Annotated in this window: 13 protein-coding genes and 1 pseudogene; 6 read left to right on the forward strand and 8 right to left on the reverse strand. The window is 28.5% G+C overall.

Annotated elements, in window-relative coordinates; all coding sequences use genetic code 11:
- Window positions 1-258: 258 nt before the first annotated feature.
- Window positions 259-798: a 50S ribosomal protein L25 gene (locus tag ABDZ93_RS15340; protein WP_343827334.1), complete on the forward strand. Its 540-nt coding sequence runs from the start codon at window positions 259-261 to the stop codon at window positions 796-798.
- A 157-nt stretch (window positions 799-955) separates the two neighbouring features.
- Entirely contained in the window at window positions 956-1,468 is a 513-nt protein-coding gene (locus ABDZ93_RS15345; protein WP_343827335.1) for a superoxide dismutase family protein, read from the forward strand.
- A gap of 120 nt (window positions 1,469-1,588) precedes the next feature.
- On the opposite strand, the gene ABDZ93_RS15350 is transcribed toward ABDZ93_RS15345, so the two are convergent.
- Both ABDZ93_RS15350 and ABDZ93_RS15355 read right to left on the reverse strand, forming a co-directional pair.
- The gene (locus ABDZ93_RS15350; RefSeq protein ID WP_343827336.1) at window positions 1,589-4,951 is read right to left on the reverse strand and encodes an AAA family ATPase; all 3,363 of its coding nucleotides are present in this window, start codon (window positions 4,949-4,951) and stop codon (window positions 1,589-1,591) included.
- Window positions 4,952-5,199: 248 nt separating this feature from the next.
- On the reverse strand, window positions 5,200-5,871 hold the full coding sequence (locus tag ABDZ93_RS15355; protein WP_343827338.1) for a Crp/Fnr family transcriptional regulator: 672 nt from the start codon (window positions 5,869-5,871) through the stop codon (window positions 5,200-5,202).
- A 113-nt stretch (window positions 5,872-5,984) separates the two neighbouring features.
- Here ABDZ93_RS15355 and ABDZ93_RS15360 point away from each other — a divergent pair, with 113 nt between their 5' ends.
- Both ABDZ93_RS15360 and ABDZ93_RS15365 read left to right on the forward strand, forming a co-directional pair.
- Window positions 5,985-6,197 carry a 4Fe-4S dicluster domain-containing protein gene (locus ABDZ93_RS15360; RefSeq protein ID WP_343827339.1) on the forward strand — a complete coding sequence of 71 codons (213 nt, stop codon included), beginning with the start codon at window positions 5,985-5,987 and terminating at the stop codon, window positions 6,195-6,197.
- Window positions 6,197-6,778, forward strand: coding sequence for a 4Fe-4S binding protein (locus tag ABDZ93_RS15365; protein WP_343827340.1), 582 nt, complete (start codon window positions 6,197-6,199; stop codon window positions 6,776-6,778). Before ABDZ93_RS15360 ends, ABDZ93_RS15365 begins: the two co-directional genes overlap by 1 nt.
- A gap of 26 nt (window positions 6,779-6,804) precedes the next feature.
- Here ABDZ93_RS15365 and hydG read toward each other — a convergent pair whose 3' ends face one another.
- Entirely contained in the window at window positions 6,805-8,223 is a 1,419-nt protein-coding gene (gene hydG / locus ABDZ93_RS15370; protein WP_343827341.1) for a [FeFe] hydrogenase H-cluster radical SAM maturase HydG, read from the reverse strand.
- Between the two features lie 85 nt (window positions 8,224-8,308).
- Window positions 8,309-8,554, reverse strand: a complete 246-nt coding sequence (locus tag ABDZ93_RS15375) for a TM1266 family iron-only hydrogenase system putative regulator (RefSeq protein WP_343827342.1) — start codon at window positions 8,552-8,554, stop codon at window positions 8,309-8,311.
- A 308-nt stretch (window positions 8,555-8,862) separates the two neighbouring features.
- On the opposite strand from ABDZ93_RS15375, the gene ABDZ93_RS15380 reads away from it, so the two are divergent.
- Window positions 8,863-9,801, forward strand: a complete 939-nt coding sequence (locus ABDZ93_RS15380; RefSeq protein ID WP_343827343.1) for an AEC family transporter — start codon at window positions 8,863-8,865, stop codon at window positions 9,799-9,801.
- A 164-nt stretch (window positions 9,802-9,965) separates the two neighbouring features.
- Here the strand turns inward: ABDZ93_RS15380 and ABDZ93_RS20115 are convergent.
- From ABDZ93_RS20115 to ABDZ93_RS15405, 4 genes and pseudogenes are all read right to left on the reverse strand, one after another.
- Window positions 9,966-10,723 (reverse strand): annotated as a pseudogene (locus tag ABDZ93_RS20115) (metalloregulator ArsR/SmtB family transcription factor).
- A gap of 110 nt (window positions 10,724-10,833) precedes the next feature.
- Window positions 10,834-11,154, reverse strand: coding sequence for a rhodanese-like domain-containing protein (locus ABDZ93_RS15395; protein ID WP_343827346.1), 321 nt, complete (start codon window positions 11,152-11,154; stop codon window positions 10,834-10,836).
- Window positions 11,155-11,427: 273 nt separating this feature from the next.
- Window positions 11,428-11,988, reverse strand: a complete 561-nt coding sequence (locus tag ABDZ93_RS15400) for a GNAT family N-acetyltransferase (protein WP_343827347.1) — start codon at window positions 11,986-11,988, stop codon at window positions 11,428-11,430.
- Between the two features lie 146 nt (window positions 11,989-12,134).
- The gene (locus tag ABDZ93_RS15405; protein ID WP_343827348.1) at window positions 12,135-13,640 is read right to left on the reverse strand and encodes a carboxypeptidase M32; all 1,506 of its coding nucleotides are present in this window, start codon (window positions 13,638-13,640) and stop codon (window positions 12,135-12,137) included.
- 678 nt (window positions 13,641-14,318) lie between these two features.
- Between ABDZ93_RS15405 and ABDZ93_RS15410 the strand changes: the two genes are divergently transcribed.
- Window positions 14,319-14,888, forward strand: a complete 570-nt coding sequence (locus ABDZ93_RS15410; RefSeq protein WP_343827349.1) for a LemA family protein — start codon at window positions 14,319-14,321, stop codon at window positions 14,886-14,888.
- Window position 14,889: the final 1 nt, after the last annotated feature.

Genomic DNA, 14,889 nt, shown 5'->3' on the forward strand with positions numbered 1-14,889 from the left:
CTATGTATAATTATATATGGAAATATTTATATTGTAAAGTATTTTCCATATTAATATTTTATTCATTTTGATTTCTTTCTAATATATGTTATCATGGTATAAGTATATTTAAGGAGGTTGATGCATATGTGGGCTTTGTATAAGCTCTGTGTGTAATTAATAGTGCTTAAATTCATTTATGAATTTTACTGTGATAATTTTATATACTGAGCTTAATAAATCAACATTAAATTATTAAAAGTAAGTGAGGGATTTATTATGAAAAGTACAACATATAAAGTATATGAAAGAAGCTCAAAGGAAAATTTAAAAAATCTTAGAAAATTGGGAGAAGTACCTTGTGTAATCTATGGAGAATTTTTAGAGGAACCTATCTCTGCTAAGATGAATAAGACAGAACTAATGAAAATGTTAAAAGTCAGTTACAGTGGTTCTATCATACCTATTGATTTGGAGGAAAAAACTCTAAACTGTGTAGTTAAGGATATTCAAAAGAACAACCTACACGAAATTATACATTTTGATTTACAATATGTGAAACCAAATGAAGTAATCAAACTAACTATTCCTATAAATTATATAGGACAAGAAAACTTGGAATCTAAAAGGCTAGTTTTAGAAACCTTTAGACCATATCTTGATTTTCAAGGAAATGTAGAAAAGATTCCAGAATATATTGAAGTGGATGTAGCTAATATGCAATTTAATGATAAGCTACTAGCTAAAGATATTAATATTCCAAGTGAAGTAACACTGCTTACTCCTGAGGAAACTATCTTAGCTGTAGTAAATGGCTAATGTAAAATGAAGTTTAAATTTAAAAAAGTGCTGTTCTTATAAAAGATTAGCACTTTTTTCTTATATCCATTATGTATTTTTATAATTTATTTACACACACCAATCCTCTTCAACATATTATAAATTATATTGTATCAATAAAATGGAGAGTATTAATATGAGAATGGCAAATGATAAATTTAGTATTAGTGACATAATTTCTGATCACGGTATTCTTGAACCAACTGCATTTGCATTAATCGAAGGTGGACCTTTAGGACCTGAAATAAGTGGTAAAGCTTTATTTTATCCCTTAAGTGATGGAATTTTTCTTAGAATTTGTGTTAATGGTATTCCAAAATACACCTCTGAAGGGAAGCCATCACTTTTCCACGGTTTTCATATTCATGAATTCGGGAATTGTAGTATAGGTAATCCAACAGATCCTTTTATGTCTGCCGGTACACATTGGAACCCAACAAATCAGCCCCATCCTTATCATTATGGGGACCTTCCCCCACTAATTTCATCAAATGGTACTGCTGTTATGAGTGTTTATTTAAGTAGATTTTCTATACCCGATATTATTGGCAAAGCTCTTATAATCCATGAAAATGCTGATGACTTTGCTAGCCAACCTGCTGGTAATTCCGGAAAGAAATTAGCTTGTGGAGTAATAATGCATACCTAGATACTGATAATACTTATTAGTTATCAATACAAATTTTATACAATTAGTTCACACATTTTATACCAAAGTAAAGAACTACCTCAAAACATAATTTAAGGTAGTTCTTTACTATTCTTTTTACTATTTTATAATATTTCTTTTTAAAAATTCTTTTTTACTGTTTACTATATCATCTATGGTTATAACATTTATACTATCTCTATTAAATTCTTCATCACATATTCTAATGCTCTGAGTTCTTATAAGATTATCTAAATATTGTTTTATCATGAGTCCATTTTTTATTACTAAGTTAGGATTCCCATACATGTCTATTATAGTTTTATTAAGTGCTTCTTCTCCATCATCAGATAAGGAATATCCTTTTTTACTCAATATATTCAAAGCTATGTTGCATAGACCTCTATAATCATAGTCTTGAAAATCAAACCAAGTTGGAAATCTATAATTAAAGGCCGGATTAGATAATACTAGTTTTTTCATTCCTTCCTTTTCCCCTGAAAGAATTATTATAACCTTATTATTTTTATCCAAGAATTTAATGAAATCTGATACTATTTTATTATATTCCTGCTCCTCTAGAATAAGGTCTGCTCTATTCATTAATAATATTTTTCCTGAAAATTTACTAAATATATCTTCAATTTTTATTCCTTTATTAATCATTGCCATGAACTCATATTTATCCATCTCTACAATGTTTTTAGCCTTAACTACACCTCTGCTATAATACATTTCTGAAAGAATACTAGCTACTGTTTTCTTACCTGTACCATTTTCCCCTGTAAATACTAGATTCATATACGTATTAATATCTGAACCTAACCCTAACTTCTTTCTTCTTTCTTTAACCTTTAAAATCTTATATTGATTTCTTAAAAAATCCTTTGCACGGTCATTTCCTACTAAGATATCTAGTCTACTTTCTAAGTTAAACGTGTTATCATCATCAATAACATTTATATTTTCCACATCTTTAGCATTTATAAGATTCATCTCATAAAAACTAATGTCTTCTTCTACAATCCTTATGCTTTGATTTCTAATTAACTTTTCTACATAGTTTCGTACCATTCTACCATTTCCAGATTGTGCATCTGAGTTGTTATAGATATCTACAAAACTTTTCTTTAAAGCTATATATCCATTCTTAGACAACTTAAATCCTTTTGCTTCAACAAGCTTTACAGCCATCTCAAAAAGTTCATTAGGATTATAGTCTGCAAAATTAGTCCATAGTGGAAATCTTGATCTTAACCCTATATTTACATCAAAGAATTCTTCCATTTCTTCTTCATATCCAGCTAATATAACTATTACTTCCTTTGAATAATCTTCAATTAATTTTAAAAGAGTTTCTATGGCTTCAATTCCTAGGGAATCATTAGCAAGAGTATATGCCTCATCTATAAATAGTACTCCCCCTAAAGCTTCTTTAAACTTTTCTTCTGTCTTCTTTGGCGTTTCTCCTGGAATTTCTGATACAAAGTTAGATCTATCTGTCTCCACTAGTTGACCTACCTTTAATAATCCCATACTATTTAGCATTTCAGCTACCAATCTTGCTATACTAGTTTTACCTGTGCCTGGATTTCCTGTAAATACCATATTCAAATTTTGCTCTATCTTAGTATTTACTCCTACAGATTTTCTTTTTTCCTGGGCTACTATAAGCTTATATTGACTTCTTAATAGTTTTTTTACATCATCTAGTCCTATTATTTCATTTAGCTTTTCTTCTAGATCAAACCTCGCATTAGCTTTAAAGTTAAAATTATCTCTATCTAGCAAATCAATTTCCTTATCACTATTAGTTAGATATTTTTTTGAAGCATCAATTATTGCATTTTCTACTATATTTCTTACAAACCTAGCATTACCTAAATCATTCTTGCCTATAATTTGGTTTCTTGTAAATAAATCTATTAAACCTGATTTTACATTCTTAGCTATTCTATATCCCTTAGATTTAGCTATATTTACAGCTATTTCATACATTTCTACTGGGTTGTAATCTTTAAAGTGTATAGTATTTGAAAATCTAGATTTTAGACCTTGATTAATACTTAGAAATCTTTCCATGTCCCTTTCATAACCAGCTAGTATTACTATTAAATTATCTCTATTATCTTCTATTCCCTTAAGGAGAGCATCTACTATTTCTTTTCCTATCTTATCTTCTTCGCTTTCACATAAAGAATATGCTTCATCAACAAATAATACTCCTCCTAAGGCAGAGCTTATTATATCATTTGTTCTCTTAGCTATATCATTAGTGTTTTCTGTAACAAAGTCAGCTTTACTAACTTCCACAAATACACCCTTAGATAGTATCCCTAATGCATTTAAATACTCAAATGTAACTCTAGCTGCATTAGTCTTTCCCGTACCTGCATTTCCTGTAAATATCATATTCATAGATATCTTTGAAGTTTTTAGACCGAGCCTTTTCCTTATTTTTTGTACCTTCCAGTTATTTTCAACATTTATAATAAAATTCTTTAGCTTTTCTATTCCAATTATAGAATCCAACTTATACTTTACTTCTTCAAGGGTAGGCACTAGATAATTTTCTAGTTTATATATTTCAATGTCAGACTTACAATATATTTCATTCTTATCTACATATATTAAAATCTGACCTTCTCCATAAAGTCCTTCTTTTTGTATTAAATTCATAATTGGTTTATAGATTTTATAGGATATATATTCACTAATGCCAAAATTACTATCTTCTTTGAAATTTTCTTGAAGGAAACTACAAATTCCAAAGTTATCTTCCTCTTTATTTTCTATTCCTAACACTATATTTACTTGCATATGCTTTTGTATGTTATCTATAGACCTTAAAACTTCTCTTCTAATTACTTTGTTTTGTTCTTCTTTTGTAAGTCTTTTAGTATATAATACCGCTTCTTTATTCTCTAAAATTTCATCTTCAAATACATTATCCTCATTATTATAAATAAATACAAAAAATTTATTATGACAAATAAATTCTCCTATATTACCTTTATCTTTAATATCTGCTTCAATAAGAAATTTATTTTTCATTATGTAGCTATCTTTTAACTTTAAACATGTATTAGGATATATTTCTGATAAAACATTTAATATATCTTTTGAAGCCTTCTCAGTATTTTTAAACATGACAACTTGAGAATTACTATTTAAACTTTCATATAAGTCACTTAAGAAAGCATTATATCCTAAATTAAAATTATAAGAAGCTAAGTCTATTTCGTCTATACAATAATTTTCAGTTATTCCTTCTTTGTTAAGCTCCTCAAATAACAGTCTTACACTAGCTTTTTTAAAAGTTCCTCCTTTACCAGCTAAAAGTAATATTCCCTTATTATCCTCTAAAAACTTTTCTTTAAAATAAGTACATAGCTTATGAATAAAGTCTTCTTGACCTATTATTTCATTGTTCAACTTCTTCTCTATATTAAAAAATCTATTATTTAAACTTTTGTTTTCCATATTAATAATCTCACCCTTTCTTTTGTTTATATAATCATCTTTATATTATAATTTCCTTACTGATTATATAACTATTCAATTTATATAAATTACTTTATATTCTATCAGATTTTTTCCATGATTCTTCATAAATATTAAATTTTGATAACCATTACTTATTAATTTTATTTAAATCTTATAAATATTTAAACTATATAAATCTAAATAAGAGTCACCATTGAAATTCAATGATAACTCTTCCATTAAAATTATATATCATATATTTCTTTTAAATCCTTTTGTAATTGAATTTTTCCTCTTGATATTAATAAATATCCCTTTTTCTCTAGCTCTTTAAGTTTTCGACTTATTACTTCTCTTGAAGAATCTAGCTCAAAAGCAAGCTCTCCATGGGTTGTATAAATTATTTTAGCATTCTTACTAATTAATAATTTAATTAACCTTTTCTCTAAGGATTCATGAATTCTTGCCTCTTTATTTTCTATAACCCCTCTAAATTTTGCATATAGATCTTTATAAATAACTTGCATAAATCTAAAATCTCTTAATAAATAGGCTTTTACTATATCTGGCGGCAAAATAGCAATTAAAGAATCTTGCATAGCTATTCCTTCAATATTTAGCGATTGACAATTTACAAAACAACTTAATGCTTCATGACATAGCTCTCCACTCTCTACATTATATAAATTAGTTTCATCTCCATCTTCTGTTACCTTTTGTACTTTTATAATCCCACTTATTACAAATAACATACCTATACAGTTTCCACTATCTGTTTTTAAATATTCTCCACTTAATAAATTCTTAAAAATTACATTTTTTCTTATAATCTCATCACTATAATCTATTTCTTTTAAAACAGGATAAGCATTATATAAAGCTTCAAGCCTTTTATTAAACACATATAAACTATTCAATGTAGAATCCTCCTTTAAAAAATTGTCTGTGTGACTATATCACATATTTTCTTTTAATTATACCTTTATAATATGCTTACTACAACATTTATAAAACAGGAGGAATTTAATTTATGGAAAAGAAAATTGTTAAGAAAAAGGCTTATGTGGATACTAGCTACTGTGTAGCCTGTGGCGCTTGTGAAAAAGTCTGTCCCCTTGGAGCAATTACTATTAACAAGGGCATTTTTTCAAAGGTTGATTGTGATAGGTGTGTTGGATGTGGAAAGTGTGTTAAAGCTTGTCCTGCATCTACTATAGAAATTAAACAACTAGGAGGTAACTAATGAAAAAGAAAAAAGGGCATCTTTATGAATATCTTTGGATACTATCTTCCCTATATTTAATTTTAGGGTTGTTTAATATACTTTTTGCTTGGCTAGGATTAATTTGTTTTATTGTACCTTTAATAATTTCAATAGTTAAAGGAAATAAAAGCTATTGCAATAAATACTGTGGTAGAGGACAACTATTAGACTTATTAGGTAATAAACTAAAATTATCAAGAAATAAACCCATGCCTAAATTTTCGAAATCTAAATACTTTAGATACGGATTTTTAATTTTCTTTTTAACTATGTTCATTAACATCATATTTAACACCTATTTAGTTTTCCAAGGTACAAATACTCTAAAAGAAGTTCTTACTATATTTTGGACCTTTAAACTACCTTGGAACTTCATAGATTTATCCTACGCTTCCCCTTGGTTAGTTCAATTTGGTTTTGGCTTCTACAGCTTAATGTTAACCTCAACTCTCCTAGGTATAATTACCATGGCTCTTTATAAACCGCGTTCTTGGTGTGTTTATTGTCCAATGGGTACCATGACTCAAGGAATTTGTATAATTAAAGATATGAAAAAATAGAGGGCTAGCCCTCTATTTCTTATTTACTAGAATCTAAAATCACGTTTTCCTTCATTAAGTTCTTTTAGGTGTTCCTCTACAATACCCTTAACTTTAGGATTAGGAATTTTCATAGCTTCATTTTTTATGACCTCTTCGCCTTTAGCTTTTGTATCTTCAGATGCATAATCTTCTAGATACTCTTTTAAAGTCATTAGGGCGTTAGGTAAACAACAGTTAGAAATTTGACCCGATTTTACTAACTGCATAAATCTGTCTCCAGTTCTACCTTCACGATAACAAGCAGTACAGAAACTAGGTATATAACCCATTCCAAGTAACCAATTTACTATCTCATCTAAGGTTCTTGTATCACTGATATCAAATTGTGCTGAATTCTCATCTTCCTTTTCCTTCTGAGCATATCCTCCAACACTTGTACATGAAGCTCCACTAATTTGAGAAACTCCAAGATGAAGTACTCTTTCTCTAGATTTTTGAGATTCTCTTGTAGATACAATAATTCCTGTATAAGGCACTGAAATACGTAATATTGCAACAATCTTTGCAAAGATATCATCAGAAATTCCATTAGTAAAGTCTTCTGGATTTACTTCATCTGCAGGACAAATTCTAGGTACACTAATAGTATGTGGTCCTACTCCCATGGCTGCTTCTAAATGCTCTGCATGCATAAGTAATCCAACAAAATCATACTTATACATGTTTAATCCAAATAAAACTCCTATACCAACGTCATCTATACCACCCTCCATAGCTCTATCCATAGCTTCAGTGTGATAATTATAATTATGCTTTGGTCCCGTTGGATGTAATTCTTCATATAACTTTTTATTATAGGTTTCTTGGAATAATATATATGTTCCTATTCCAGCATCTTTTAGTTTTCTATAATTCTCAACAGTAGTAGCTGCAATGTTTACATTTACTCTTCTTATAGCACCATTTTTATGTTTTATACTGTATATTGTCTTTATACTTTCTAATACATATTCTATAGGAGAATTTATAGGATCTTCACCTGTTTCTAATGCAAGTCTTTTATGTCCAAGATCCTGTAATGCAATTACTTCTTTCTTAATCTCTTCTTGAGTAAGTTTCTTTCTTGCTATATGTTTATTTCCATGGTGATAAGGACAGTATATACATCCATTAACACAATAATTAGAAAGGTATAATGGAGCAAACATTACTATACGATTACCGTAAAATTTATTCTTTATCTCCATAGCTAGTTCTTCTATTTTTTTATTTTCTTCTTCTAAATCACATTCAAGTAGTACTGCTGCTTCTTTATGGTTTAAACCTTTACATTCCCTAGCCTTTTCTATAATTTTATTTATTAGCTCCTTATTTCCCTTATTTTTCTTAGCATACTCAAGGGTTGATAATATTTCTCCGTCATGAATAAATTCAGTAGCTACCTTAGATTTCACATTATACATACATCTACTCTTCTTTCCTAATAAGATTTTAAGTACTTTATTTTAATATCTACCTAACTCGTTCTGATTTTATATAATAATTATTCTACTTCTTTGAATAGATTGTTTTTACAGTGATACCATCAAGCATACCTAATTTACCAGATAATGAACTAATAATATCATTAGTTGCATCTATTATTACGCTGATAACACACACCTCCTTGTCACGATATGGTACACCCATTCTCCCAACAATATATTGTCCATAGTCATGTAAAATATTATTTAGTTTTTCTGTAGCCGAAGTATCCTCCACTATAATACCAATCAACGCGATTCTTGTTTCCAAAGCTCATGCTCCTCTCAAAAAAATACTCTCTGCATCCCAAAAGAGAGCAGAGATAGTATATCGCTATCCTAACACCGCCTTATCACTTGGGCTAACCCTCATGCACTTCAGAACGATTTAAATTCATCAATCTTCCTCCTTAGATTAATCCTTAGAGTCAGACTATATTTTTATTTTAACACCTACTACAAATATTATCAATTATTACTTATACATTGAAAATCACTTTATATTTGTATACAATTAACTAGGACAAACATTTAAAATTTAAGAAGTGGTTTAACAAAAGACTAGAAAGGATATTGATTATGGAAAACTTAATTTTATCACTTAATGTAGTTTTACCCTTGTTTTTTACTATGGCTTTAGGATATGTATTAAAGCGATTAAAAATGTTTGATGACAATACTTTAAAGGTTATGAATAGTATCACCTTTAAGGCTTTTTTACCTCTATTGTTATTTTATAATATATATAAAACAGATTTAAACGGAGCAATAAATCTCAAACTAATACTCTTTGCACTTATAAGTGTTACTCTTACCTTCGTAATACTATGTATTATCATTCCTCTCATTGAAAAGAATAATCAAAAACGTGGTGTTTTAATACAAGGTATATTTCGTAGCAACTTCGTAATATTTGGTTTACCTGTGGCATGCTCACTATTTAGTGATGATAAAGTGGGAGTTGTAGCTATACTAATAGCAACCGTTGTACCTCTTTTTAATATGTTAGCAGTAATCGCCTTAGAGATTTTTAGATGTGGAAAGCTAGATATTAAAAATACTTTAAAAGGAATTATCACTAATCCTTTAATTATAGCATCGGCAATTGGACTCAGCTTTCTTTCCTTAGGAATAAAACTTCCAACAGCTATTGAAAAATCCGTAAGTGATATATCAAGGATCGCTACACCTCTCTCCCTTATTTTACTTGGAGGTTCCTTTGCTTTCACCGATGTAAAAACTCATTTAAAACAAACTGTAATAGGTGTTACCGGTAGACTTATTATAATTCCTGGTATTCTTATGCCTATAAGTATATGGTTAGGTTTTAGAGATGTAGAACTTTTAGCTTTAATGCTTATCTTTGCATCTCCTACTGCTATTTCTTCCTTTACTATGGCTCAAAAAATGGATGCTGATAGTGATTTAGCTGCTCAAATAGTAGTATTTACTTCAGCCTTTTGTATACTTACAGTATTCCTATGGATATTCCTCTTGAAACAATTTAGTTTGATTTAGAGTATAGTTTGAATGTTTAACTGAACTAACTTGAAATAATTTATCAATTTTTACAATATATTGATTTTACATTATATAATTAAAATTTAATAACAAAAATAACTGTATGAAAACAGAAATGTTACTTTTTATTTTCATACAGTTATTTTATTTCTCATTATATTTTAGTGATGATTACATCCATCATGATTACAGGTATGATTCATCGCAAATTCTGATAACTCACCTTTTTTAAGCTTCTCTAAGTTTGCACTTATAGTTCCTTCTGCTGCTTTATAAACCTTTATTCCTAAAGAATTCAACTTAACTATAGCTCCTTGACCAATACCACCTACAACTACAGCATCTACTACTTCTCCTGATAATGCTTTCATTGGTTGGCACATGCCATGCTGATGACCTAAATCACCATTTCCTATAGTCTTTACCTCATTAGTTTCTAAATTACATACTACAAACATTGGAGCTGTTCCAAAATGTCCATATGGTGTACTATCCATACCTTCATTAGATTTAACTGGAAAACAAACTTTCATTACTCTTCCTCCTTTAATCTCTCTTTACAGCATCTTTTTACCAATTTACAACTTTTTTCACATTGTAAAGCCTGAAAACTTTCTACACTTATATTAAACTTATCATCTATTGAGCATATATCATCAGCAATTAATACATTAATAAATTCTATCGCCTTTTCTAAAACTTTCTTATTTAAGTCATAGATTACATGATATCCTCTTTTGTAACCTACAATTAAATCTACTTCCTTAAGAATTTTAATATGTTGTGATACCGCAGCTTCAGAAATCTGTAAATGCTTAGCTATTCCCTTTGCACAAATATTCTTCTTAGATAATAATATTAGTATTTTTATTCTTGTTTCATCACCAATAGCTTTAAAAACTTTTACACTTTCTATCATATATACTCCTTTAATATTATAATTTAATTAAGCATTAACTTAATTAAATTATAATACTCTTAAGTAATTATATCAACTCTAAATTGAAATATTTTATAAAATAATTAAAATTATTTTCTTTTAGTCCCTACATAGGATCCAATACCACCTAAAACATTAATCACATTAAATCCTTGCTTAGTCAATCTCCTACAAGCAATTGAGCTTCTAGAACCTGTTTGGCATATGAGATAATATTCACTATCTTTTTTAAGATATCTATCTGGATTACTTAAAAGATCTCCCATTGGAATATTTCTAGCTGATTTTAAACTTCCACTTCTATATTCATATACTTCTCTAATATCTATTAAATTAACCTTACCTACTAAACTATCTATATCATTCACACTTATAACTTTTCTATTATCTCTTTTAAAAAAATTTAACATTATAACTCCTCCTTATATAAAGTAATTTTTAATATGCTTTTCATTATAAATATATTTTACTTCTGTTAATCTTATATTTATGTGATTAAATCACTTATTGTTTATTGTTAGGATTCATGTTAATTGTATATGCATTGATTTATGATTTAATAAACTTTCATGTTTATAATCCACAATAAAAAATGAGAACTATAAACATGAAAGTTTATGGTTCTCATTTTTTATTTTAGTTGAATGTTCTAGTATAACCCAACAGTATAATATATTTTCTTCCTATTTTAGTGCTTCACATATGACTGATTCATGAAAGTCAGTATTCAATAAATCCATAAAGACTTCATCAAACTCATTATTTCCATATATAATAGCATTTCTTCTTCTTCCTATCTCTTTAAAGCCGATCTTCTTGCATAAGTTAATGGCCCTTTCATTAAAAGAAAAAGTCTCTATCATTATGTTTCTAAGATTTATCACATTAAAAGCAAAATCCAATATTAGCTTTGTTGCTTCTGTTCCTATACCTTTATTTCTATGATTTGAATCTCCAATAAACATTCCAAGGACAGCATTTCTGTGTATGTGGCTTATTCTCATAAGTCTTATGACCCCTATGGCCTCATCATTTTCAGAGTCAATTATATAGAAGGCATATCCTCCCTCATTCATACCATTTAAATACTCTCTTTGAGCATCAACTGTTATCATATCTGATATATCTCCAGTTCTTATGGAAACTCTCAAGTCATTGCTCCATCGAGCTACTTTATCTGCTATTGTAGCATCTGCTGGAGAAAGATAACATTTATCTCCAACTAGTTTCTTTAAAAATTCCATATATATCTCACTTTCTTTTATGCATATTAAATCTATTGTATTTTAAGTAAACTCCTTCTCACATGCACTGTTTTAAAAGAAACTCCTTCTCATATATATTCGAATGAGTAAGTTCCACTGACCAAATATAAAATTTGGAGTGTCACTTATAATTCGTAGATTTCTCCATATTTTTTATTTAAATACTCTAAGAAATATTTAGGATTTAATTCTTCTCCTGTTACTTTTACAATAAGCTCGGATGGAGTATAAAGAGAACCAAACTGATGTATGTTTTCTCTTAACCAACCTTCTATCACTGCAAAATTTCCATTCTTAACTTCTTCGTCATAAGTAGGTATATCTTGTCTCATTTTATTTAAGAATTGAGCTCCATATACATTACCAAGGGCATAGCTTGGGAAATATCCAATTAACCCCGCACCCCAATGAGTATCTTGGAGAATTCCTTCTGAATCATTTTTAGGTTCTATCCCTAAATAATCCTTATATTTTTTATTCCAAGCATCTGGTAACTCATCTACTGTGATTTCATCATTCAAGAAAGCTCTTTCTAGTTCATATCTAATTATAATATGAATGCTATAAGTTAATTCATCTGCTTCTGTTCTAATTAAAGAAGGTTCTACCTTATTTATTGCTTTATAGAAATCATCTAAATTAACTCCTTCAAATTGAGGGAATCTCTTTTGAACCTCTGGATAAAAATAAGCCCAAAATTCCTTACTTCTTCCTAAAATATTTTCATAGTATCTAGATTGTGATTCATGTATCCCCATAGAAGTTCCACCAGAAACCCCTGTATACTCTAAATCATCTGCTGAGTTTTGCTCATAGATACCATGTCCACCCTCATGAATATTACTAAAGAATGCACTTCTAAAATCATGCTCATCATAATTAGTTGTTATTCTAACGTCTTTATTTCCGAAGTTAGTTGTAAATGGATGAACAGTAGTATCTAATCTTCCTGCTTCAAAATCATATCCTAGTTTATCTAAAACAAATTTTCCAAATTCATCTTGATCCTTAGTAGGAAAATGCTTTTTAAAAAAGGACTCATCTATACTCACCTTAGAGGATTTAATTTTCTCTAAAAGCTCCACTATACCATCTCTAAGCTCTTTAAATACCTTATCTACCCTTTCTACAGTTAATCCCCTTTCATAATCATCTAAACATTTATTATATATATTACCTTCATATCCTATATAACCAGCAAATTCTTTATTAAAATCTATTACTTTCGCTAGATATGGCTTAAAGCCTTCATAATCATTGTTGGCCTTAGCTTTTTTCCAAAAGGCTTCTGATGTTGAGCATAACATTTGATACTCCTTATTTCTTTCAGGTGGTATTTTTATAAGCTCATCATAGTTTCTTTTTAAATTTTCTATAATTTTTTTATCCTTGAAAGATAATTTGTCCATTTTATCTGAGAAGTACTCTATCCATTCCCCTACTTTTGAAGAAGTCATAAGTTTTATACACTCTGAATATAGATATCCCACTACTTCAATTCTTCCATCTATAGCTTTAGATGGTATTCCTGTTTGCATATCCCAATGTATTAAACTTTCTGCATGAATTAAATAAGTTACGTTTTTAATATGCTCCTTTACTTCATTTAATTTTTCATTGATGTTCTCCATTCTCCCCACTCCTTTTTAACTTGTATTGCATAATTTACATTGTACTAATTATATCTTTATTTTCAATATAATTCCATAGTTATTTATTAAGTTTATATACTAATATAATAGTCCTCTTCTATTTTTTTATTTTTCAATTTATATACTCAATTTAAAATCTCATTAATTTCCTTTTAAAATTATTTATAATCTAATCATAAATTTGTCACAAGGATGTCACAATATACCGCTATTATAAATATCAACAGGAGATAATAAATATTTCGTAAGTAATTCCCCCAAGATTATATAAGAAATAATTAATTTCCTAATATTTAAAGTAAATAAGCTAACCCCTGAAATAAGTATCTCTACTTTTAATATTACTTTTTAGTGATATTAAAAGTAGAACCCCTAAGTATTAAGTAAAAAATACTTCATAAATAATCCCCCGATTATAAGTGAAGCTAAAAATTAATATCAAAATATGAAATCCTGTGTAAATCACAGGATTTTCTTATTTATATTGATTTTGTAATTTCCCTTGATTATAATAAATATAATATATAGTGATAGTTTTAATCTTACACTGATTACTTTATATTCCTAGTTAAATCTTATTAAGAATATAATTAATTTATATGTAATTTGTGAAATTAAAGCATATACTAAATTAAAAATTGAAAGGAGAATAAGTATATGAAAAAGGGTATGAAGGTTTTCCTTCCTATAATAATTATTGTAATTATTATTGCTGTATTTTTAGTTGGAAATTATAATAATTTAACTACTCTTAGACAAGGAGTTAATGCAGCAGAATCAAATATTGATACTCAACTTCAAAGAAGATCAGATTTAATCCCTAACCTAGTTAATACAGTAAAGGGATATGCAACTCAAGAAAAGGATATATTTACAGAAATAGCTGATGCTAGAGCTAAACTTGCAGGAGCTACAAATATCTCTGACCAAGCAGCTGCAGATACTGAATTATCTAGTGCTCTTTCTAGATTATTAGTAGTAGTGGAGAATTATCCTGACTTAAAATCTAACCAAAATTTCTTAGATTTATCAGTACAATTAGAAGGAACAGAAAATAGAATTACCATTGCTAGGCAAGATTATAACAATGCAGTAACAACATATAATACGAAAATCTTGAAATTTCCTACTAACATAGTTGCTTCATTATTTGGCTTTGACGAAAAACCATTTTATAAAGCAAGTGCAGGTGCTGCAGAAGTCCCTTCTGTAGACTTTTCTAAATAAA

The sequence above is a fragment of the Clostridium subterminale genome (assembly GCF_039521425.1).
In the GTDB taxonomy this organism is placed as follows: domain Bacteria; phylum Bacillota; class Clostridia; order Clostridiales; family Clostridiaceae; genus Clostridium_J; species Clostridium_J subterminale.

What these genes read in the sequence shown, in the direction of transcription:
- ABDZ93_RS15340 (WP_343827334.1), top strand. Translation starts at nt 259, where the DNA reads ATGAAAAGTACAACATATAAAGTATATGAAAGAAGCTCAAAGGAAAAT.
- ABDZ93_RS15345 (WP_343827335.1), top strand. Translation starts at nt 956, where the DNA reads ATGAGAATGGCAAATGATAAATTTAGTATTAGTGACATAATTTCTGAT.
- ABDZ93_RS15350 (WP_343827336.1), bottom strand. Translation starts at nt 4,951, where the DNA reads ATGGAAAACAAAAGTTTAAATAATAGATTTTTTAATATAGAGAAGAAG.
- ABDZ93_RS15360 (WP_343827339.1), top strand. Translation starts at nt 5,985, where the DNA reads ATGGAAAAGAAAATTGTTAAGAAAAAGGCTTATGTGGATACTAGCTAC.
- ABDZ93_RS15365 (WP_343827340.1), top strand. Translation starts at nt 6,197, where the DNA reads ATGAAAAAGAAAAAAGGGCATCTTTATGAATATCTTTGGATACTATCT.
- hydG (WP_343827341.1), bottom strand. Translation starts at nt 8,223, where the DNA reads ATGTATAATGTGAAATCTAAGGTAGCTACTGAATTTATTCATGACGGA.
- ABDZ93_RS15380 (WP_343827343.1), top strand. Translation starts at nt 8,863, where the DNA reads ATGGAAAACTTAATTTTATCACTTAATGTAGTTTTACCCTTGTTTTTT.
- ABDZ93_RS15395 (WP_343827346.1), bottom strand. Translation starts at nt 11,154, where the DNA reads ATGTTAAATTTTTTTAAAAGAGATAATAGAAAAGTTATAAGTGTGAAT.
- ABDZ93_RS15400 (WP_343827347.1), bottom strand. Translation starts at nt 11,988, where the DNA reads ATGGAATTTTTAAAGAAACTAGTTGGAGATAAATGTTATCTTTCTCCA.
- ABDZ93_RS15405 (WP_343827348.1), bottom strand. Translation starts at nt 13,640, where the DNA reads ATGGAGAACATCAATGAAAAATTAAATGAAGTAAAGGAGCATATTAAA.
- ABDZ93_RS15410 (WP_343827349.1), top strand. Translation starts at nt 14,319, where the DNA reads ATGAAAAAGGGTATGAAGGTTTTCCTTCCTATAATAATTATTGTAATT.